This is a genomic window from Streptomyces marokkonensis (assembly GCF_008312835.1).
Classification (GTDB): domain Bacteria; phylum Actinomycetota; class Actinomycetes; order Streptomycetales; family Streptomycetaceae; genus Streptomyces; species Streptomyces marokkonensis_A.
This window is the reverse complement of record NZ_VSKS01000005.1, coordinates 106,679-127,473: the sequence shown is the minus strand read 5'-3', so window position 1 is coordinate 127,473 and position 20,795 is coordinate 106,679. Positions and strand designations below refer to the sequence as shown.

14 protein-coding genes are annotated in these 20,795 nt (G+C 73.9%); 6 read left to right on the top strand and 8 right to left on the bottom strand.

The window, feature by feature from the left end:
• Positions 1-111 precede the first annotated feature (111 nt).
• Complete coding sequence (locus F1615_RS10970) at positions 112-1,980, top strand: MFS transporter (protein ID WP_149548723.1); 1,869 nt, start codon at positions 112-114, stop codon at positions 1,978-1,980.
• A 249-nt stretch (positions 1,981-2,229) separates the two neighbouring features.
• Positions 2,230-3,795, top strand: a complete 1,566-nt coding sequence (locus F1615_RS10965; protein ID WP_149548722.1) for a sodium:solute symporter family protein — start codon at positions 2,230-2,232, stop codon at positions 3,793-3,795.
• A 129-nt stretch (positions 3,796-3,924) separates the two neighbouring features.
• Here the strand turns inward: F1615_RS10965 and F1615_RS10960 are convergent, their stop codons facing one another.
• Together F1615_RS10960 and F1615_RS10955 are read right to left on the bottom strand one after the other, a co-directional pair.
• Entirely contained in the window at positions 3,925-5,043 is a 1,119-nt protein-coding gene (locus tag F1615_RS10960) for an ADP-ribosylglycohydrolase family protein (protein ID WP_149548721.1), read from the bottom strand.
• Between the two features lie 121 nt (positions 5,044-5,164).
• Positions 5,165-7,738 carry a tetratricopeptide repeat protein gene (locus F1615_RS10955; RefSeq protein ID WP_149548947.1) on the bottom strand — a complete coding sequence of 858 codons (2,574 nt, stop codon included), beginning with the start codon at positions 7,736-7,738 and terminating at the stop codon, positions 5,165-5,167.
• A gap of 110 nt (positions 7,739-7,848) precedes the next feature.
• On the opposite strand from F1615_RS10955, the gene F1615_RS10950 reads away from it, so the two are divergent.
• Positions 7,849-8,358 carry a DUF2165 domain-containing protein gene (locus F1615_RS10950; RefSeq protein ID WP_149548720.1) on the top strand — a complete coding sequence of 170 codons (510 nt, stop codon included), beginning with the start codon at positions 7,849-7,851 and terminating at the stop codon, positions 8,356-8,358.
• A 7-nt stretch (positions 8,359-8,365) separates the two neighbouring features.
• Here F1615_RS10950 and F1615_RS10945 read toward each other — a convergent pair whose 3' ends face one another.
• The 4 genes from F1615_RS10945 to F1615_RS10930 form a co-directional block, all read right to left on the bottom strand.
• On the bottom strand, positions 8,366-8,932 hold the full coding sequence (locus F1615_RS10945) for a hypothetical protein (protein WP_149548719.1): 567 nt from the start codon (positions 8,930-8,932) through the stop codon (positions 8,366-8,368).
• 48 nt (positions 8,933-8,980) lie between these two features.
• The gene (locus tag F1615_RS10940) at positions 8,981-11,602 is read right to left on the bottom strand and encodes a bifunctional FO biosynthesis protein CofGH (protein WP_149548718.1); all 2,622 of its coding nucleotides are present in this window, start codon (positions 11,600-11,602) and stop codon (positions 8,981-8,983) included.
• A gap of 24 nt (positions 11,603-11,626) precedes the next feature.
• Positions 11,627-12,487: an LLM class F420-dependent oxidoreductase gene (locus F1615_RS10935; RefSeq protein WP_149548717.1), complete on the bottom strand. Its 861-nt coding sequence runs from the start codon at positions 12,485-12,487 to the stop codon at positions 11,627-11,629.
• A 225-nt stretch (positions 12,488-12,712) separates the two neighbouring features.
• Positions 12,713-13,558, bottom strand: a complete 846-nt coding sequence (locus F1615_RS10930; RefSeq protein WP_149548716.1) for a serine hydrolase domain-containing protein — start codon at positions 13,556-13,558, stop codon at positions 12,713-12,715.
• Between the two features lie 193 nt (positions 13,559-13,751).
• Between F1615_RS10930 and F1615_RS10925 the strand changes: the two genes are divergently transcribed.
• The 3 genes from F1615_RS10925 (at position 13,752) to F1615_RS10915 (ending at position 17,630) form a co-directional block, all read left to right on the top strand.
• On the top strand, positions 13,752-14,144 hold the full coding sequence (locus F1615_RS10925) for a nitroreductase/quinone reductase family protein (protein WP_149548715.1): 393 nt from the start codon (positions 13,752-13,754) through the stop codon (positions 14,142-14,144).
• A 124-nt stretch (positions 14,145-14,268) separates the two neighbouring features.
• Positions 14,269-17,226 carry an AfsR/SARP family transcriptional regulator gene (locus F1615_RS10920; protein WP_149548714.1) on the top strand — a complete coding sequence of 986 codons (2,958 nt, stop codon included), beginning with the start codon at positions 14,269-14,271 and terminating at the stop codon, positions 17,224-17,226.
• Positions 17,227-17,438: 212 nt separating this feature from the next.
• A complete protein-coding gene (locus F1615_RS10915) occupies positions 17,439-17,630 on the top strand; it encodes a hypothetical protein (protein ID WP_149548713.1) in 192 nt (63 codons plus the stop codon).
• A 75-nt stretch (positions 17,631-17,705) separates the two neighbouring features.
• Here F1615_RS10915 and F1615_RS10910 read toward each other — a convergent pair whose 3' ends face one another.
• Together F1615_RS10910 and F1615_RS10905 are read right to left on the bottom strand one after the other, a co-directional pair.
• The gene (locus tag F1615_RS10910; protein ID WP_149548712.1) at positions 17,706-18,236 is read right to left on the bottom strand and encodes a hypothetical protein; all 531 of its coding nucleotides are present in this window, start codon (positions 18,234-18,236) and stop codon (positions 17,706-17,708) included.
• Between the two features lie 170 nt (positions 18,237-18,406).
• A complete protein-coding gene (locus F1615_RS10905; protein ID WP_149548711.1) occupies positions 18,407-20,794 on the bottom strand; it encodes a PQQ-binding-like beta-propeller repeat protein in 2,388 nt (795 codons plus the stop codon).
• Between the last annotated feature and the right edge of the window lies 1 nt (position 20,795).

Below are 20,795 nucleotides of genomic sequence, written 5' to 3'. Positions count from 1 at the left end.
CCGCACCCCGCGGGGCCGAAGCCCACCCGGGCGACGGCCGGCGGGGTGCGTGCTAGCGTCACGAAACGGGCAGGAAACGGGCGAGGAACGGGACACGGGGAGTGCCTTCAGGTGGCCACAGCGGAGCCGACACGCGCCGACGACGCCGATTCCGGTCCGGGATCCGACCCGCGAATACCCGTGTCCGCGGCACAGCGGCCCGCCCAGGACACTGAGGACACCCCCGCCGGCGCTCCGCGCACCCCCGGCGGCCCGACGGCCGCCGTCCTGGCCGTGCGCGCCCGCATGCTGCGCCACCCCGTGCTGTCCGTCACCGGTCTCGCCGGCCTGCTGCACATCGTCTGGTTCTTCACGTTCGCCAACAGTGGCGGCGACCTCGCGGCGCAGGACGCGTGGGCCGAGTTCGTCGGCCGGCACCCGGACTCCGCGTACAACCTCGCCTGGTACGGCGGCATGCACGCGGTGTCGTACAGCGTGGTGTCGCCCTACCTGATGTCCGTCCTCGGTGTGCGGACGACGATGATGATCGCGGGGACGGTGTCGGCCGGGCTGCTGACACTGGTGCTCATGCGCAGCCGGGCGGTGCGCAACCCCTTGTGGGCGGCCCTCGCGGGCGTGTTCGCGCTGCTGTGCAACGCCGCCTCGGGGCGGGTGACGTACGGGCTGGGCACGATGTTCGCGCTCGGCGCGGTCGCGGTCGTCTTCTGCTGGCCCCACCGGTGGCGCCACAGACGCTGGGCGAAGGCCCTGTGCGCGGCCCCGCTGGCGGCGCTGGCCACGATGGCCTCGCCGGTCGCGGGACTGTTCGTGGGTCTGGTGGCGGTGGCGCTGTTCCTGCAGAAGCGCCGGCCGGGGGCGTGGGCGCTGGGGCTCGCGCCGACCGCGGTGGTGGCGGTGTCGGCCTGGCTGTTCCCGTTCTCGGGGACGCAGCCGATGGGCATCGGCTCGGTGATCCTGCCGCTGCTGTACTCGGTCCTGGTGTACGTCCTGGTCCCCGCGGAGTGGAGGACCGTACGGATCACGGCCGCGGTGTACGGGCTCGGGCTCGTCCTGGTCTGGCTGATCAGTTCGCAGATCGGCTCGAACATGACGCGGCTGGCGATGCTGTTCGCCGGTGTGGCGCTGGTGGCGGCGCTGCCGTTCGCGGTGCCGAAGTCCCGCAGGTGGTACGTGACCGTCGTCGCGATCGTCGGCTTCTTCGGCTGGATCGGCTTCAAGTCGGTCGACGACGTCGTGCACACCACGCCGCGCGCGTCCTGGGCGCGCGAGCTGGCGCCGCTGGTGAACGAGCTCCAGGAGGTCGGCGCCGAGCGGGGCCGCGTGGAGGTCGTCCCGGCCGCCTCGCACCGTGAGGCGTCGGCCCTCGCCCCGTACGTGAATCTGGCCCGGGGCTGGAACCGGCAGGCCGACATGGAGCGCAACCCGCTCTTCTACGACGACACCCTGAACTCGGCGAACTACCACGAGTGGCTGAAGCGGTGGGGCGTGCACTTCGTGGTGCTGCCGAAGGACGAGCCGGACGGCGACGGCGGCCAGCGGGAGCGGGAGCTGGTGCAGCGCGGGCTGCCCTATCTGAAGCAGATCTGGGGCGACGCCAACTGGCAACTGTTCGAGGTGGAGGCGCCGACCCCGCTGGCGGAGCCGAACACGGTCGTGGAGCGGGCCGAGCAGGGCGGATGGACGCTGCGGGTGGAGAAGGCGGGCCGGATCCTGGTCCGCGTCCCGTACTCGCCGTGGCTGGGCCTCGTCGACGCCGAGGGTGAGGCGCTGGATCCCCCGCAGGAGACGGAGGAGTCCGAGAACCGCCCGGAGGGCGAGCCGAGGACGTACGAGAACGTCCACGGCTGCCTGATGGAGACGGAGGAGGACGCGAACGGCGACCAGTGGACGATGCTGCTCGCGCCGGAGCCGGGGACGTACCGCCTGGCGGCTCCGTACAAGTGGCAGCGGGGCACGCCCTGCCCCGACGAGCTGCGCTGACCCGCCCGGCCGGAGGGACCCGGCACTCACGTGACGGGTCCGGCATACCCCGCGCCAGTTCATGGACATGAACGTTATTCAGTCGATCGAACCTTTTTACTTGCTCTTGACCCGACGCTTTCTTGTCGTGCCCGCGCCACCCCGCCCACGATGAGCGGGCACTTCGCGGCCCTCCTCGTCCCTACCCCGCTCAGGCGAAGTGCCAACCAGCTGAGTGGAGTTCACAAGGCGGACCCTGGAAGGGGGGACATGAACGGTCTCGACTGGGCGGTTCTCATCGGCTACTTCGCCGTGATGGTCGCCATCGGTGTCTGGTCGCACAAACGGGTGGACAGCGTCAGCGACTTCTTCACGGCCGGCGGCAAGATGCCCTGGTGGCTCTCCGGCATCTCCCACCACATGTCGGGTTACAGCGCGGTGATGTTCACCGGGTACGCGGGCATCGCCTACACCTACGGCGTCACGTCCTTCGTCACCTGGTCCTTCCCCATCGCCTTCGGCATCGCCATCGGCTCGAAGCTGTTCGCCCCCCGGATCAACCGGCTCCGCTCCCGGCTCCACGTGTCCTCACCGCTGGAGTACCTGAAGAACCGCTACGACCTGAGGACCCAGCAGGCGTTGGCCTGGTCCGGCATGCTGCTGAAGATCGTGGACGTGGGCGCCAAGTGGGCGGCGATCGCCACCCTGCTGTCGGTGTTCACCGGCGTCTCGCTCAACCAGGGCATCCTCATCACCGGCGTCGTCACGGCGATCTACTGCACCATCGGAGGCCTGTGGGCGGACGCGCTGACCGAGCTCGGGCAGTTCGTCATCCAGTTACTGGCCGGCCTCACGATGTTCGTCGCGGTGGTGCTCGAACTCGGCGACCACGGCGGCTTCTTCGGCGCCTGGGACCAGCCGGAGCTCCAGGGGCACGGGGAGCCGCTGGTGGGACCGTACGGCACGGTGTTCCTGCTGGCGTTCCTCTTCATCAAGCTGTTCGAGTACAACGGCGGCATGCTCAACCAGGCCCAGCGCTACATGGCCACCCCCAACGCCCGCGAGGCCGAGCGCTCGGCGCGGCTGTCGGCGGTGCTGTGGCTGGTCTGGCCGGTGATCCTGTTCTTTCCGATGTGGATGGCGCCGCTGCTGGTGGAGTCGCAGAAGGCGGACGGCTCCGACTCCTACGCCCTGATGACCGAGCAGCTGCTGCCGCACGGTCTGCTGGGCCTGGTCATCGTCGGCTTCTTCTCCCACACGATGGCGATGTGCTCCTCGGACGCCAACGCCATCGCGGCGGTCTTCACCCGCGACGTGGCGCCGGTGCTGTCCGCGAAGGCCCGGATGTGGGGCGAGCGGTCGGGCCTGATCGCGGCCCGCGTGACGACGGTGGTCTTCCTCGGCCTGTCGATGGCGGTGGCGACCCAGGTCGACTCGCCGACCTTCAAGGACATCATCACGGTCGTCATCAAGTGGGTGGCCGGACTGATGGGCCCGATCGCGATCCCGATGATGCTGGGCCTGCTGCGGCCGTTCCGCCGCTCCGGGCCGACGGCGGCGCTCACCAGCTGGGCTCTGGGCCTGGTCGCCTTCTGGCTGGTGAACTACCCGGTCCACTGGGCCGTCGACGGCGGAGTGCCACTGGAGTACCAGGTCTCGGTCCCGCTGGCGGTCTCGCTGATCCTCTACGTCCTGATCGGCTTCGCGAAGCCGGAGGACACCCCGGAACGGCTGGCGATCATCGATCGCGTCAACACCGACGGCGACGACGGTTCGGCCGCGGCGGCGGTGCCGGCCCCGGCCGGGGAGAGCGCGCCCGCGCCGGTGAAGGAGTAGGTGCGGCGGGGCGCGGGGGCGGGGGTTCGTCGTGCCCCTGGCTTTCTCGCCCCCGCCGCCCCTTCCCTTCCCGTTCCTGGGGGCTCTGCCCCCAGACCCCCTTGCGCAGTTCCCCGCGCCCCTTGGGGGTCAGGCTCCGCGTGGGTAGCGGGTCAGCCAGGCCGGGGACGAGCCCGCGGGGCCGTGCAGGGCGGGGCCCTGGGTCATCTCCATCGCGAAGTCGTCGGCGAGTTCCAGGACCGTGGGGCGGCCCTCCAGCTCGGCCAGCCAGGCCGGCGGCAGGGCCGTCTCGCCGTGCAGCGCCCCGAGCAGCCCGCCGGTCAGCGCGCCGGCGGCCGCGCTGGGCCCGTCGTGGTTGACGGCGAGGCACAGCCCGTGCCGTACGTCCTCCCCCACCAGCGCGCAGTACACGGCGGCGGCCAGCAGCCCCTCGGCGGTGGCGCTCCCGACCAGCTCCGTGACCCGTTCCGGAGTGGGCATCCCCTGCCGTACGGCACCAAGCGCGTGCTGGAGCGCGTCCGACACCGGCTGGTGTCCCGGCAGCGCGGCCAGCAGGGCGAGCGTGCGCTGCACCGCCGTGTCCAGGCTCTCGCCCCGGGCCAGCGCGTGCACGATCACCGCGTACCCGCCCGCCGCGAGACAGGCGACCGGATGGCCGTGGGTCTGCGCCGCGCACTCCAGGGCGAGCTGCGCGACGAGCTGCGGCTCCCAGCCGACGAGCAGCCCGAAGGGCGCGGACCGGGCGGCTGCCTCCGGTCCGGCCGCACCGGGGTTCTTGGGCGCCTCGAGGGTTCCCATGGTCTCGTCCCCGAGCCCGAGCAGCAGCGGGCGGGCGGGGTCCCGGCGGGCGTACAGCCACTCCTCGCGCGCCAGCCAGCCGTCGTCCTTGCGACGCTCGTCCGGACCCCAGTCCCGCTGGGTGGTGGCCCAGCGCAGATACGCCCGGTGCAGATCGGTCGGCGGATGCCAGGCGCCGGTGTCGCGCCGCACCTGGGCGCGGATCAGCCCGTCCACGGAGAACAGGGTGAGCTGTGTGTGGTGGGTGACGGCACCGCGCCGGCCGTAGGCGGGGGCGAGGTCGGTGACGCCCTTCGCGCCGTGCGCCTCGCGGATCGCCTCGGCCGTCATGCCGTCCACGGGTGCGCCCAGCGCGTCCCCGACGGCCACCCCGAGCAGCGTTCCGCGCACCCGGCTGCGGAAGTCCTGCTGCTCACGACGCCCCCACACGGGCCCGGCAGCACCACCCACCAGAACCTCCCGGGCACCGTCCGCATGTACGACGCCCAGCACTGTAATCGAACGGGGACGGTCGGTTCAGGGGGCGGATCGGTATGCGGGATGTGACCCTTTTGATCGGAAGCGGTCGGTATCAGCCGTCACGGTGGCTCACGACCGCGTCCCGCTGGGCCCGCGCCCACGCGTAGGACGGGTTGAGTTCCAGGGCGCGTTCCAGGTCGGCCAGGGCCTCCGGGGTGCGGCCGAGGTGGTGGCGGGAGACGCCCCGGCTCGCGTACGCGGACGCGTAGCCGGGGTCGAGGGAGAGGGCGAGGTCGTACGCGACGAGGGCCTCCTCGTCCCGGCCGGCGGCGCGCAGCGCGTCACCGCGCTCGCAGTGGGCCCAGGCGGAGTCGGGCCGCAGGGCGACGGCCCGGTCCAGGTCGGCGAGGCGGCGTGCGTGGTCGCCGAGTTCGCGCGACACCCGTGCCCGGCGGAGCAGCGCCCAGAAGTAGTCGGGGCTGAGGTCCAGCGCGCGGTCGAGGGCGGTGAGCGCCCCGTCCGGGTCGCCGAGGGCGAGGCGGACGGCGCCGAGGGAGGCCCAGGCGTACGCGTGGCCGGGGTCGAGCCCGACCGCGCGCTCCAGCTCCGGCAGGGCCTCGTCGGGGACGCCCATGGCCCGCAGGCACTCCCCCTTCTCCGCGAGGATTCCGGCGTCGTCCGGTGCCAGGGCCTCGGCACGCGTCAGGTGCGCCACCGCGCCGACGTAGTCCTCCTGCGCGGCGAGGGCGACGGCCCGGCCCCGGTGCACCCGCAACCGCACCCCGGCGGGCAGCTCCGCCCTCCGGTCCCGCGGGCCCGCCCCGGCCGGGCGCCCGCCGGGCACGCCTCCCGGCCGGGCCCCGGCCGGTACGGCCCCGGCTCCGGCTCCGGCCGATGCGGCCACCGGCCAGGTCCCGGCCGGTTCGGCCCCGGCTCCGGCCGATGCGGCCACCGGCCACGTCCCGGCCGGTACGGCCCCGGCTCCGGCCGATGCGGCCACCGGCCACGTCCCGGCCGGTTCCGTCCCCGACGCGCCCGCCGGTGTCCCGGCCTCGGGCGTCCGCACGGGGTCCCTCCGCGGTCTGCGGCGCCGTGCGCTCCCCACCAGCCGGTCCAGTACGGCTCCGGTACCGCCCTGCTCGAGCGCCGCCACCAGGTCGTGCCCCCACGCGGCCGCCTCGTCCAGCCCCGCGTCCCGTCCGGCGTCCTCGAGGGCCCGCACCCAGTGCCTCGCGACGGACTCGCCCTGGTCGCACGCCTCGACGAGGTCCCGCAGCACCTCGGGCAGCGCCTGCCGGTCCCGGGCGCACAGGCGGTGGTAGGACTCGGCCAGCCGCAGCTCCCGCCACTCCTCGTCCACCCACAGCCGCCCGGTGTCCCGTCCGGCCTCCGCCTCCTCGCGCCACTGCCCGAAGACCCCTGCCAGCCGGCGCTGGCACTCCGCCCAGCGCCGCGGGGAGCGCCCGCGCTGGAGCCGCAGCATCGGGGCGCGCACGACGTCGTGGTAGTGGAGCCGGCCCCCGCGCTCGTCGACGAACGGCAGACCGCTCACCCAGGCGTACAGCTCGTCGAGCTGCTCCTCCGCGCAGTCGGCCGCTTCGCGGAACACGTCCGCGTCCAGTCGGCGCGGCAGCGCGCCGGCGAGGGCGGCGGCCCTGCGGACCGGGTGCGGTTCCCACTTCAGGAACCGCTCCACGGCGGTGGCGCTGGGGTCGGCGACGTCCTCGGGGCCGGTGGGGCTGGTGCCGGCGAGCATGGAGACGAGCACCGGCAGACCGCCGGTCAGCCGCAGCACCTCGGCGACGACCGGTTCCGCCGTGATGCCCCGGGCGGCGAGCAGCCCCCGCGACTCCGCCTCGGTGAACGGCAGGAGCGGGAGGGTGGTCATGAAGTCCGCGAAAGCGCCCCAGTGGGCGGTGTCGACGGGACGCTGACCGGCGGTGACGACGACGACCGTGGCGGGGAAGGCGCCGTGGCGTTCACTGGTCATGACGTCGTGCAGCCACGCGTCGAGGAAGGGGCCGGTGCGCTCGTAGGTGTCGAAGAACAGGACGATCCAGGGGACGTCGGCGGCGGCGCCGTGGAGTTCGTCCGCCAGGACCGGGGTGAGGACGCTCTCCGGGGAGAGGACGAGCTGGACGTCCTCGTGGCTGCGGAAGCGCGCGCTCAGGCCGGTGCGCAACCGGTCGGCGCCCTGCGCCAGTTGAGTGGGGTCGAGGACGGCGGCGAAGGCGCCGGCACCCGGGATGAGTCCCAGGCCCGCCAGTCCGGCCCGCGCGACCGCCATGCTCCCGGCGGACGGTGCGCCGACGGGCTCGGGCGCCAGCGCGGCGAGGGCGGCCGTCTCGGCCTCGTGGCGCCGCTCGCGGTGGGCGGCCAGCAGCCGCTCCAGCTCCTTGAACCGGTGCCCCTGCGCGGCGAACTGACGGCACATCTCGGCCAGCGCCTCCGGGATGGCGCCCACCCCCGCGTCGACGTACGACGTCAACGCGCCGCGCTCCCGGGCGATGTGCTCGAACTCCCTGAGCAGACGGGTCTTCCCGACGCCCGCGTTGCCGTGCACGTGGAACAGGAAGCGGTGACGCGCGTCACCGGGCGGGACGTCGAAGTTCGCCCGGAACAGCTCGCGTTCGGCCGCGCGTGCCACGAGTCCCGCGCGCCGCCGCTGCTGGACGATCTGCTGCATCGACAGCCGTGCCTGCGCCACGCGTACGTCCCCTCGCCCGTGTCCCGACGGACCCCATTCTGGCTCAACTCGTACGGGATACGGTTCGTGGAAAGGGGAATCGAACCACCATGGCCACCACCCCGCGCGGCGCCCTGTCCCTCACCGCCACTCTCCTGACCGCCTCCGTCGCCCTCTACATGGCGCTGGTCGCCTTCGGCAACATCACGGACTTCGGCACGAACCAGGAGTTCGTCCGGCACGTCCTGGCCATGGACACCACGTTCAAGGACGACGACCTGATGTGGCGCGCGATCACGAACGAGGGCGTGCAGGACGCCGCGTACGTCGCGATCATCGTCTGGGAGACGGCCGCCGCGCTGGTCCTGCTCCACGGAACCTGGCTCTGGGCCCGCAACGACCCCCCGCGCGCCCGCCGCTTCTCCACCTACGGCCTGCTGATGGTCATGCTCCTGTTCGGCGCAGGTTTCCTGGCGATCGGCGGCGAGTGGTTCGCCATGTGGCAGTCCGAGGACTGGAACGGCCTGGACGCGGCCCTGCGCGTCTTCGTCCTCAGCGGCGTCGTCCTCCTGGTCAACCACCTGCCGGGCACGTCGGCGGGCCGGGCGGATCCCGTCTGAGCGACGGCTACCCGACCACCCGGACCGTCGTGCCCGCCGTGCCGAAGGTCCACAGGGCCTTGCCGTCGGCCTTGGTCACGCGGATTCCGCCGGTCTTGGCGTCCGGGGCCGCGGGCGGGGGCGAGGAGCCGTCGACCGCGTTGGAGAAGGCCACGGAGATGCCGGACTTCGCGGCGAAGTAGATGATGTGCTCGACCTCCACACCGTCGCTGCCGGTCGTGGCCTCCGTGCGGGTGCCGATGGTGTAGGAGCCCGGGTCCGGGGAGACCGTACCGGGCCACACCGCGAAGGAGCGGCGGGCGGCGTCGCTGGCGTCGACCAGCCAGACGCGCTTCTGGTCGAGGGAGTAGACGATCCTGCGGCCGGTGCCCGAGTCGGCCGGCACCGCCGCGGGCTTCTTCTCCCGCGGCCCGGCGGACGGCTTCGCGTCCGCCGTCGCCGGGGCGCTCGGCCGGCTGGTGGCCGCGGTGGGCTTCGTCCCCTGGTCCGCCTGGACGGCCAGGACCGCCACCACGGCTATCGCCCCCGTGGTCAGCCCGGTCACCCAGGCCCACGAAGGAAGACGGGCAGACACCGGTACGCATCTCCTCAGCTACGGGTCCCGAACGCGCGTCGGATCATCCTACTGCGCGCCCTCGCGCTCCCCCGGCCCCGACCGGTCCAGCACCGGCAGCAGCTCCGGCAGGTGGCCGTCGGAGGCCTCCGCCGCCCGGCGGCGTTCCTCCGGCACCTCGCCGTACAGGGTGGTGCGCGGCCTCGCCGGGCGGCCGGCGGCCTCCGCGACCGCGATCAGGTCCTTGACCGACTTGTAGGAGCCGTAGGACGAGCCCGCCATCCGCGAGATCGTCTCCTCCATCAGCGTGCCGCCGAGGTCGTTCGCCCCGGAGCGGAGCATCTCCGCCGCGCCCTGTGCGCCCAGTTTCACCCAGCTCGTCTGGATGTTGGGGATCCAGGGGTGCAGCAGCAGCCTCGCCATCGCCGTGACCGCGCGGTTGTCGCGGACCGTCGGGCCCGGGCGGGCGATGCCGGCCAGGTAGACGGGGGCGTTGGTGTGGACGAAGGGGAGGGTCACGAACTCCGTGAAGCCGCCCGTGCGCCGCTGGATGCCGGCGAGGGTCCGCAGGTGGCCCAGCCAGTGCCGGGGCTGGTCGACGTGGCCGTACATCATCGTCGACGAGGAGCGGATGCCCAGCTCGTGGGCCGTGGTGACCACCTCGGTCCAGGTCGCCGCCGGGAGTTTGCCCTTGGTGAGGATCCAGCGGACCTCGTCGTCGAGGATCTCCGCCGCCGTGCCGGGGATGGTGTCCAGGCCGGCCTCCTTCGCCGCCGTCAGCCACTCGCGGATCGGCATGCCGGTGCGGGTCGCGCCGTTCACCACCTCCATCGGGGAGAAGGCGTGCACGTGCATGCCGGGGACGCGTTCCTTCACCGCCCGAGCGATGTCGAAGTACGCCGTCCCGGGCAGGTCGGGGTGGATCCCGCCCTGCATGCAGACCTCCACCGCGCCCACGTCCCACGCCTGCCGGGCGCGGTCGGCGACCTGGTCCAGCGACAGCGTGTACGCGTCGGCGTCCGTGCGGCGCTGGGCGAAGGCGCAGAAGCGGCAGCCGGTGTAGCAGACGTTGGTGAAGTTGATGTTGCGGGTGACGATGTACGTCACGTCGTCGCCCACCGCCGACTTCCGTACGTCGTCGGCGACCCGGCACAGGGCGTCCAGCGCCGGGCCGTCCGCGTGCAGCAGCGCGAGCGCCTCGGCGTCCGTGAGCCGCGTCGGGTCGTCGGCCGCCGTGCGCAGGGCCTCGCGCACGTCGGTGTCGATGCGCTCGGGGACCATCCCGGGGGCGGCCGCCTCGCGCAGGGCCTCCCAGTCGCCGTACACCTCGTCGAAGTCGTCGCGGCGGTCGGCGCTGCGGCCCTCGGTGTCGATGGTGCGGTGCAGATCGGTGCGGCCGGTCGCGGTGAACGCCTCGTCCGGCTCCTGCCAGGGCAGCCCCTCGGGGAGGGCGCCGGGGCGCGCCAGCCCCGTGGCCGGATCGGCGAGGGCGGCGACGTGCGGGCGCAGCCGCGGGTCCAGCCAGGGCTCGCCGCGCCGCACGAACTCCGGGTAGACGCAGAGCCGTTCGCGCAACTCGAAGCCGGCCGCCCGGGACTTCTCGGCCAGGTCCTCGATCTGCGGCCACGGCCGCTCGGGGTTGACGTGGTCGATGGTGAGCGGGGAGACGCCGCCCCAGTCGTCGATGCCGGCCGCGATGAGCCGCCCGTACTCGGAGTCGACCAGGTTCGGCGGGGCCTGGAGGCAGGCGGAGGGGCCGAGGACGTGCCGGGCGACGGCGACCGTGGCGACCAGCTCGTCCAGCTCCGCGTCCGGCATGCCGCGCATCGCGGTGTCCGGCTTGGCGCGGAAGTTCTGGATGATCAGTTCCTGGATGCCGTGGTGGGCGCGGGAGACCTTCCGCAGCGCGAACAGCGACTGGGCGCGTTCCTCGTAGGTCTCGCCGATGCCGATGAGGATCCCGGAGGTGAAGGGGACCGAGGAGCGCCCCGCGTCCTCCAGGACCCGCAGCCGCACGGCGGGCTCCTTGTCCGGGGAGCCGTGGTGGGGGCCGCCGGGCTCGGACCACAGGCGGGTCGCGGTGGTCTCCAGCATCATGCCCATGGACGGCGCCACCGGCTTGAGCCGCTGGAAGTCGGTCCAGGTCATGACCCCGGGGTTGAGGTGCGGGAGGAGCCCGGTCTCCTCCAGGACGCGGATGGAGATCGCCCGCACGTACGCGATCGTGTCGTCGTAGCCGTGCGCGTCGAGCCACTCGCGCGCCTCCGGCCAGCGGTCCTCGGGCTTGTCGCCGAGGGTGATGAGGGCTTCCTTGCAGCCGAGGGCGGCGCCCTTGCGGGCGATGTCCAGCACCTCGTCCGGCGACATGAACATCCCGTGCCCCGACCGGCGCAGCTTGCCGGGCACGGTGACGAACGTGCAGTAGTGGCACTTGTCCCGGCACAGCCGGGTCAGCGGGACGAAGACGCTCTTGGAGTACGTGATGACCCCGGGCCGCCCCGCCGCCTCGAGCCCCGCGTCCCGGACCCGGGCGGCGGACGCGGAGAGGTCCTGAAGGTGCTCACCGCGCGCCTGGAGCAGGACCGCCGCCTCGGAGACGTCCAGGGAGACGCCGTCCCGGGCGCGTCTGAGGGCGCGCCGCAGGGAGTTCCCGGTGGGGCCGCCGGTTCCGGTGGTCACGGAAGTCGTCATCCTTTGAGCATACGTTCGGAGTGATCAGGCCCCCTGGCCGTCCACGAACGGCTGGTAGGCGTCCAGCGCCCGCAGCACCTCCGCCTCCCCCGCCGGGGGCAGCTGCACCACGGCCTCCTCGATGCCCAGCTCGGCGAAGTGGGCCAGCTTGCCCGCGCTGGGGAGGACGGCGTACGGCACGACCTGGAGGTCGCCCGGGTCGCGGCCCGCGCCGGCCCAGGCCGTCCGCAGCAGGGGCAGCGACTCGGTCAGGCCCCGGCCGCCGATCGGCAGCCAGCCGTCGGCGTACTCGCAGATGTGCGCGAACAGCTTCGGTCCGGCCGCCCCGCCGACCAGCGTGCGCGGACCGACCACGGGACCGCGCGGCTTCCGCACCGGCTTGGGGTGCGCGAAGCTCGCCCGTACGCTGCCGAACTCGCCCTCGTAAGCCGTCGGTTCCTCCGCCCACAGCGCCCGCATCAGCCCCATCCGGTCGCGCACCAGCTCGCGCCGGGTGCGCCACTCCACCCCGTGGTCGGCGGCCTCCTCGACGTTCCAGCCGAAGCCGAGCCCCAGCGTGAACCGGCCGCCGGAGAGGTGGTCCAGGGTCGCGACCTGCTTGGCGAGGTCGATCGGGTCGTGCTGGGCGGCGAGCGTGATGCCGGTGCCCACGCCGAGCCGCTCGGTGACGGCCGCGGCCTGCCCGAGCGCGACGAAGGGGTCCAGGGTGCGGCCGTACTCCCGGGGCAGCTCCCCGCCCGCCGGGTAGGGGCTGGTCCGCTCGACGGGGATGTGGGTGTGCTCGGGCAGGTAGAGCCCGGCGAACCCCCGCTGCTCCAGCTCACGTGCGAGCCGGGTCGGGGTGATCGTCTCGTCGGTGAGGAAGATCGTGACGGCGATGCGCATGGGCGGCCTTTCGTACGCGGACGACGCCCCATCAATACCCGGGCGGAACTCCCCTGTCCATACCGACCGGTCGGAACAGGTCGCGCGGGCGGCGGCGCGGCCGGACGGTGCGGCGCCGGGCCGCACCGCAGGGCGGTCAGGACCACGGCGGCCGTGCGATCCGCGCCCCGCAACAGCTCCTGGCCGTGGCCGAGGTCGTCGACGTGCTGGGCGAGCCGGGAGAACTCAGCTGCCGTCGTGCGGCGGGGCGGCGGCGAGGATCCGCCGGGCGAGACGGTCGGTGCGGGCCGGGCGGCCCAGGCGGTGGAGCAGCAGCCAGCGGCCGTCGTCGTGCGCGGCGGCCACCACGGACGAGCCGGCGGTGGCGCCGTTGTGCCACAGGACGGACCGGCCCCGCCGCCAGGTGGGGGCGGGAGGGCCGAGCCTGCGGTCGACGAGCAGGCCGACCAGGACGTCCGCCATGGTCCTGCAGGTGGACCACAGGCCGCCGGCCGGCAGGACCGGCCCGGTCAGCGTCCACAGGCGCGGCCGGCCGAACAGGTCCCTCGGTACGAGCCGCCGGCCTTCCGGGGGGACGGCGGTGACCGCGCCGTCCTCCAGCCCGAGGGGCCGCAGGACGTGCTCGTCCACCAGACGCTGGTACGGCAGTCCGGTGGCGGTGGTGAGGGCGTGACCGAGGATCGCGTAACCGAGGTTGGAGTACAGCTCCTCGCCGAGCCTGCCCGTGCGCAGCCGGCCGAGGTCGCGCAGCGACCGCCGCAGGGCCTGCTCGTCGAAGGCGCCGTACGGGTCCCCGGGCGGGCCGGGCGGTACGGGGGCGAGGCGGGGCAGACCCGAGGTGTGCTCGGCGAGGTGCCGGAGGGTGATGCCGGTCCCCCGGGGCACCTCCTCCAGGTACTCCTCGAGCGGTGCGTCGAGGGCGACCGTGCCCGCCCGGTCCAGCCGGGTCAGGACGGTCCCGGTGAAGACCTTGGTGACGGAGCCGAGTTCGGCGAACCGGTCCGCGTCGTGGCCGTGTGCGGCCCGGTCACGCACGCCGGGTCCGCCCAGCAGGCACAGAGGTGTCCGCATGTCGTGTCTCTCCTGCCGGACGGGTTCGGGACGGGACGGTTCGGCGACGCCACCCGGCGGTTGCGATCCGCCGACGGGTGCCGGAGAGGAGGACGAGGTCCGCCGCGGGGAGGTTCACTCGTCGCCGAGGCCGCACACCGCCGGTGGTCCGGCCCGGGACGCGGTCCGCGGCCGCCGGTAGGCTCGGCGCACGATGACTTCTCGCGCCGAACGCAAGTACCGGGCCGCCACCGCCTTCCAGCGCCGGATCAACCCCGTCCTGCGCCGGCTGCCGTCGCAGACCCTCCTGGAGACCACCGGCCGGGTCACCGGCCTCCCCCGCGCGACCCCGGTGGGCGGGCGGCGGGTGGGGGACTCCTTCTGGCTGGTGTCGGAGTTCGGCGAACGGTCGCAGTACGTCCGCAACATCAAGGCGGACCCCCGGGTGCGGGTGCGCGTCCGGGGCCGCTGGCACACCGGCACCGCCCACCTCCTGCCCGACGACGACCCCGTCGCCCGGCTGCGTCTCCTGCCCCGGTTCAACAGCGCCGCCGTACGGGCCTTCGGTGCGGGGCTGCTGACGGTGCGGGTGGATCTGGACGACTGAGGTCGAATTGTGTGGGCCCGGTGGCGGGCCGCCGGTCCCCGTGTGATCGGTGTCTCGCACGGCTGACGCATCCGCCGGGAGAAGGCAAACTGGCTTGGTTGCACAGGATGTGGAGGGGGACTGCATGGACGGTGTGCCGCGAGGACCGGAGCAGCGGCGTCCCGGTGCCTCGGCGGAGCACGGGGCGCTGCGCTTCGGCGTGCTCGGTCCGGTGCGCGCCTGGCGCGACGACGAGCCGCTCGCCACCGGCAGCCCTCAGCAACGGGCGCTGCTCGCCGCCCTGTTGCTGCGCGAGGGCCGTACGGCCACGGCGGCCGAGCTGATCGACGCCCTGTGGGGCGAGGAGCCGCCCTCGCAGGCGCTGGCCGCGGTGCGCACGTACGCCTCCCGGCTGCGGAAGGTGCTGGACCCCGGGGTCCTGATCAGCGAGTCCGGCGGTTACGCGGTGCGCGGGCTCGGCGAGGGGGCGCTGGACCTCGCGGCGGCGCAGGAGCTGGCGGCGGAGTCGGAGAAGGCCCGCAACACCGGGGACCTGCGCCACGCGCGCGACGCGCTCAACCGGGCCCTGTCCCTGTGGGACGGCGAGACACTGGCCGGGGTGCCCGGCCCCTACGCGGAGGCCCAGCGGGTCCGCCTGGAGGAATGGCGGCTCCAACTCCTGGAGTCCCGGCTCGAGATGGACCTGGACCAGGGCTGCCACGCGGAGGCGGTGTCGGAACTGACGGCACTGACGGCGGCGCATCCCCTGCGGGAGCGGCTGCGCGAACTGCTCATGCTCGCGCTCTACCGCAGCGGGCGCCAGGCGGAGGCCCTGGCGGTGTACGCCGACACCCGCCGCCTGCTCGCCGACGAACTCGGCGTCGACCCGCGCCCCGGCCTCCAGGAACTCCAGCAGCGCGTCCTGAGGGCCGACCCGGGTCTCGCGGAGCCCGCCGCACCCATGGCGGAGCCGGTCGCGGTCCCCGTCCGCCCGGCCCAGCTCCCCGCGACCGTGCCCGACTTCACGGGCCGCGCGTCCTCGGTACGGGAGCTGAGCGAGGTCCTCGCGGCGGCGTCCGGCAACGAGGGCCGGGTGATGGCGGTGTCGGCGCTGGCCGGCATCGGCGGCGTCGGCAAGACGACCCTGGCGGTCCACGTGGCCCACCAGGCCCGCACCGCCTTCCCGGACGGCCAGCTCTACGTCGACCTCCAGGGCGCCGGCGCCCGCGCGGCCGAACCGGAGACGGTCCTGGGCTCCTTCCTGCGCGCCCTCGGCACGGCGGACTCGGCGATCCCGGACTCGTTGGAGGAACGGGCGGCGCTGTACCGCTCGGTGCTGGACGGCCGCAGGGTCCTGGTCCTGCTGGACAACGCGCGGGACGCGGCCCAGGTGCGCCCCCTGCTCCCGGGTACGGCGGGCTGCGCGGCCCTGGTGACCTCCCGGGTCCGGATGGTGGGCCTGGCCGGCGCCCACCTGGTGGACCTGGACGTGATGTCACCGGAGGAGGCGCTGGCGCTCTTCACGAGGATCGTCGGCGAGGAGCGCGTCGCCTCCGAACGCGAGGCGGCTCTGGACGTGGTGGCGGCGTGCGGCTTCCTGCCGCTGGCGATCCGCATCGCCGCGTCCCGTCTGGCGGCGCGCCGCACCTGGACCGTCTCGGTCCTGGCGGCGAAGCTCGCCGACGAGCGCCGCCGCCTGGACGAGCTCCAGGCGGGCGACCTGGCGGTCAAGGCCACCTTCGAGCTGGGCTACGGACAGCTGGAGCCCGCCCAGGCCCGCGCCTTCCGGCTGCTGGGCCTGGCGGACGGCCCGGACATCTCGCTGGCGGCGGCAGCGGCGGTCCTGGACCTGCCGGCGGAGGACACGGAGGACCTGCTGGAGTCCCTCGTCGACACGTCCCTGCTGGAGTCGGCGGCACCGGGCCGCTACCGCTTCCACGACCTGGTGCGGCTCTACGCGCGTGCGTGCGCCGAGCGCGACGAACAGCCGCCGGGCGAAAGGGAGTCGGCACTGTCCCGGTTGCTGGACTTCTACCTGGCCACGGCGGCGGGGGTGTACGCGATCGAACGGCCGGGGGACCGGCTGGTGGACGACCTGGAAGCCACCGTGTATCCGGGGCTGCGCTTCGACGACGGGTCCGCGGCGCTCGACTGGCTGTACAGCGAGGCCTCGCCCCTGCTGGCCTGCGTGCAGCAGTCGGCGGGCACGGACCGGCTGAGGCGGGCGGTGGACCTGCTCTGGGCGGCCAAGGACCTGATCGAGTCGGGGGCCAACTCCCACCAGTACGAGACGACGGCCCGCTCCCTGTGCGACGCCACACGGGCCGCCGGGGACGCCCGCGCCGAGGGAAGGGCACGGACGACCCTCACCAACGTGCTGCTGGTCTACGGCCGTATCCAGCAGGCCGGGGAGGAGGCACACCGCGCCATGGAACTTGCGGCCTCCGCGGGGGACGCGACCGCGGTCAGCTGGGTGGCCAACGACCGGGGGCTGATCTGCCTGCACCAGGGGCGGTACTCGGCGGGTGAGGCCTTCTTCGACCAGGCGATCGAGGGACACCGTGCGGCCGGCAACCGTCTCGGTGAGGCCGTGACGCTCGCCAACCTCTCGCGCGCCCATCTGGGCCTCGGCAACGTCTCCAGGGCAGTCGACATCGCCCGGCACAGTCTCGCCGTCCACTCCGAACTGGGCCGGCCCATGCGGCGCGCCAGCGCGCACTTCGCCCTCGGCCTGGCGCTGGCCAAGGCCGACCGTCACGCCGAGGCGCTGGGCCAGTTCATCGACGCCCAGGACATCTTCACCGAGCACCGGCAGCGGCTCTGGGTGGGCAACACCCATTTCCGCATGGCCGAGGTGCACTTCGACGCCGCCCGCCCCGCGCAGGCCGCCCAGCACGCCGACCAGGCACTCGCGCTGGGCTGTGTCGGAGGCGACAGGATGCGCGGGAACGTCGTGGCCCTGCTGGGCCGTTCACTCTTCGCGCTGGGTCAGGCGGACCGGGCGAGGGCATGCTGGCAGGAGGCGCTCAACCTGTACGAGCAGTGCGGGGCCGTGGAAGCCGCCGAGATGCGCAGGCTGCTGAACGGCGCCTCGGCGGCCTGAGCGCCGCCGCCGCCCGCGTGGCAGCCGGCGTTCAGCATTCGTTTATCGGTGCCCGGCACTCTCGAAGCAGTCGGACCGTCGCGTCGGGGGGCAGGCGGTCCCACAGGAGCCGGACCGGTTAATCTGCGGCTCCGAACGCCCGTCCGGCGGTCCTCGGGGGAGCTTCCGGACGGGCGTTCCCGACTCGCCACGACCCAGAGGAAGTCAACTCGATGAGCGACATCAACAAGGACGCGGACGCCACCACGCAGGACAACAGCATGCCCGCGCCGCCGAAGGACGGGGGCGCCACCACGCAGGACAACAGCATGCCGAGCGGGCCCGCCACGGGTGAGGCCATCACCACGCTGGACAACAGCATGCCCGCCCCGCCCGCCCTGGACCTGGACCGGGACGGCAAGTAGACCTTCCTTCCACACGGGGATCGGCCGCGGCGGCGCGGAGGGGGAGCCGTCGCGGCCGACGTGTGTCCGAAAGGGTCAGCGGGCCGCCGGGGCGTACGGGTCCGGGTCGCACTCGGCGACGCGGGTCACATCCGCGCCGTCACCGGCGTCCACCCGGGCCGTCGCCGTGTCGCCCGCGGGGACGTCGACGGTCTGCGTGCGGGAGGCGAGCATGCCGCCGGTGCCGTTCTCGAAGGTCACCGTGACCGTGAAGGTGCCGGCGACGGTGTTGGGGTTGGTGACCTCGACGGTGGCGTACGGCGTCTTCTTCGAGGCGCAGGTCAGCAGCTCCACCGTGGCGTCCTGGAGGGACGAGGACGCGCTCGTGCCGCTGGAGGAACCGCCGCTGCCGGCGCCCGTGTCACCGTAGTCGTCGTCATCGTCGTAGTCGCGGTGGGAGCCGCCCGTGCCCGACGAGTCGTGGTTCTGGTCGGAGCTGCTGCAGCCGCCCCCTCCCCCGTCGCCGCTGTTACCGCCGTGGCCGCGGCCGGTCGAGAACCCGGTGAGGGTGAGCACGACGAGGGCCGAGACCGCTGTGAGTTTGAGTGTGTTCCCCCGGGAAGTCATGTCCGTCAGGCTAGCGATCCCCGTGTCACGGGCATGTCACTGCCTGGCGACCGTCGCGCACCCGGCGTAGCGTCTGCGGTGGGAGTGGCGATCGGGCCGCTCCCCGCAGCGGCGGCCGCCGTCCGACGCCCCTTCCGTGCGACCGGCACGACGGCCGTCCCGGACCGCGCTCACGTCGTGCGCGCCGTGCCCGTCCCCTTCTCCGCGTCCAGCGCGTACACGCAGCGGTCCTTGCTGCACGCGTACACCACGCCGTCCCGGACCACCGGGGAGCCGGTGATCTCGCCGCCGGTCGCCAGCTTCCACCGCAGGCGGCCGTCGTCGGCCTTCAGGGTGTACAGCAGGTGGTCGCTGGAGCCGAAGTGGATACGGCCCTCGGCGACCGCGGGGGCGCCGACGATCTCGCCACCGGACTGGAAGCGCCACTTGGGCGTGCCCGTCACCGCGTCCAGGGTGTACAGCCCCTTGCCGCTGCCCACGTGGACGTGGCCGGCGGCGACCAGGACCGGTTCGGCCGAGGCGCGGGACTCGGTGGCGATGCGCCAGCGGTCGCGGCCGTCGGTGGCGTCGAGGGCGTAGACCGTGCCGAGGTAGTCGGCGAGGTACACGCCGCCGCCGGTCACCGCCGGGCCCGGCACGAAGGCCGGCGGGCACAGGAAGACCGCAGGGGCCTCGAAGTGCCAGCGGACGTGTCCGGAGGTGACCTCCAGGGCGAGGACGCGGGTGCCGGCGGAGACGTAGAGGTAGCCGTCGGGGGCGTGGGTGAGCCGGACCGGGACGCCGCCGCAGGAGGCCGCGTCGCCGATCGGGTACGCCCAGCGCTCGTCGCCGGTACGCGCGTCCAGGGCGCGCAGGCGGGCGTCCTGCCAGACGTAGACGGTGCCGTCGTGGACGGACGGTCCGGCCTCCGGGGACTCGAAGTCGGTCTGGCAGCCGGTGACCTCCCACAGCTTCTGGCCTGTGGACGCCTCCCACGCCTGGACGCCGCCGCCGCGCGTGCCGGTGACGACGGTGCCGCGGTCGGCCTTGAGCGAGTACACCCAGGCGTCCGTGGACAGCCGCCACAGGTCGCCGCCCTCACGGGCGTCGAGGGCGAACAGGGTGGGTCCGTCGGAGGCGTGGATACGGCCGTCGGCGACCGCCATCGACCAGGCGACGTCCCGGGTCTTGAAGCGGCGCCGGCCGGTGGCGACGTCGAGGGCGTGCACCTCGAAGGAGGTGACGTAGACGAGGTCGCCGTCGACGGCCGGGGTGCCCCAGACGTCGTTGGACATCCGGAAGCGCCACGGACGCCAGCCGCTGGGGTGCTCGGGGGGCGCGGCGGGTGCCGGTACGGCCGGGTCGGCGCCGTTGACGCCGGGGCGGGGCTTGGACCAGGTGGCGGCCAGGGCGGCCTCCGGCCCGGGCGCCCTGACGGCGGCCGCGCGCGTGTCGGCGACGCGCGGGCCGGGACCGATGGGGACCGCCGCGCCCGCCAGCCGTACGGGGCCGGTGTCGGGCGCGACCGCGGGGGCCGCCACGGACGCGCCCGCGGGCGCGCCCACCGGGGCCGGCCGGGACGGGGGTGGCGGGACGACCGGGTCGTGCGGGGGCGGGGGCGGCACGTGCGGACGGGCGCCGCCGGCGCTGCGGCCGGCCCCGTGCGCCGGCTTGGCCGCCGGACGGCCGCCGCGGCGCGTCTCGATCAGGCTCACCGCCCGCTCGGGCAGCCACGCCGACGCCGTACCGCTGTCGTCGGTTCCGGAGCCGAAGAGGTGCGGGGCGAGCTGGGCCTGGAGGTCGGCGGGGTTGGGCCGGGCCGTGGCCTCCATCTGCATGCAGGCCTCGATGAGCGGGCGCAGTTCGTCCGGGAGGCCGTCGAGGTCCGGGCCCTCGCGGAGCAGCATGAACACGGTCTCCACGGGGTTGGCGCCGTGGAAGGGCGGGTGGCCGGTGGCGGCGAAGACCAGCATCGAGCCCAGCGAGAAGACGTCGCTGGCGCCGGTGACGCTGCGCGAGTCCTTGGCCTGCTCCGGGGACATGTAGGCGGGGGTGCCGACGGCGACGTTCGTCATCGTCAGGCGGGTGTTCGAGACGCCGGAGGCGATACCGAAGTCGATCACCCGGGGGCCGTCCTCGACCACGAGGACGTTGGAGGGCTTGAGGTCGCGGTGGACGAGTCCGGCGCCGTGGATCGACTGGAGCGCCTCCGCGACGCCCGCCGCGAGCCAGCGCACCGCCTGGGCCGGGAGCGGCCCGCACTCGTTCACTATCTCCTCGAGGGAGGGCGCGGGGACGTACGCGGTGGCCAGCCACGGCACGGCGGCGCGCGGATCGGCGTCCACGACGGCCGCGGTGTAGAAGCCGGAGACCGCGCGGGCCGCCTCCACCTCGCGCGTGAAGCGGACGCGGAACAGCTGGTCCTCGGCCAGTTCGGTCCTGACCGTCTTGATCGCCACCCGCCGGCCGGACGCCGAGCGCGCGAGATAGACCAGCCCCATGCCGCCGGCTCCCAGCCGTCCCAGCACCTCGAACGGCCCGATACGCCGCGGATCGTGCTGCGTCAGCTGATCCACCACT

Bases quoted from the DNA above. Each gene is read 5' to 3' on its own strand.
- F1615_RS10925 (WP_149548715.1), top strand. From the start codon at position 13,752: ATGACTTCTCGCGCCGAACGCAAGTACCGGGCCGCCACCGCCTTCCAG.
- F1615_RS10965 (WP_149548722.1), top strand. From the start codon at position 2,230: ATGAACGGTCTCGACTGGGCGGTTCTCATCGGCTACTTCGCCGTGATG.
- F1615_RS10955 (WP_149548947.1), bottom strand. From the start codon at position 7,738: ATGCAGCAGATCGTCCAGCAGCGGCGGCGCGCGGGACTCGTGGCACGC.
- F1615_RS10930 (WP_149548716.1), bottom strand. From the start codon at position 13,558: ATGCGGACACCTCTGTGCCTGCTGGGCGGACCCGGCGTGCGTGACCGG.
- F1615_RS10935 (WP_149548717.1), bottom strand. From the start codon at position 12,487: ATGCGCATCGCCGTCACGATCTTCCTCACCGACGAGACGATCACCCCG.
- F1615_RS10940 (WP_149548718.1), bottom strand. From the start codon at position 11,602: ATGACGACTTCCGTGACCACCGGAACCGGCGGCCCCACCGGGAACTCC.
- F1615_RS10915 (WP_149548713.1), top strand. From the start codon at position 17,439: ATGAGCGACATCAACAAGGACGCGGACGCCACCACGCAGGACAACAGC.
- F1615_RS10950 (WP_149548720.1), top strand. From the start codon at position 7,849: ATGGCCACCACCCCGCGCGGCGCCCTGTCCCTCACCGCCACTCTCCTG.
- F1615_RS10920 (WP_149548714.1), top strand. From the start codon at position 14,269: ATGGACGGTGTGCCGCGAGGACCGGAGCAGCGGCGTCCCGGTGCCTCG.
- F1615_RS10910 (WP_149548712.1), bottom strand. From the start codon at position 18,236: ATGACTTCCCGGGGGAACACACTCAAACTCACAGCGGTCTCGGCCCTC.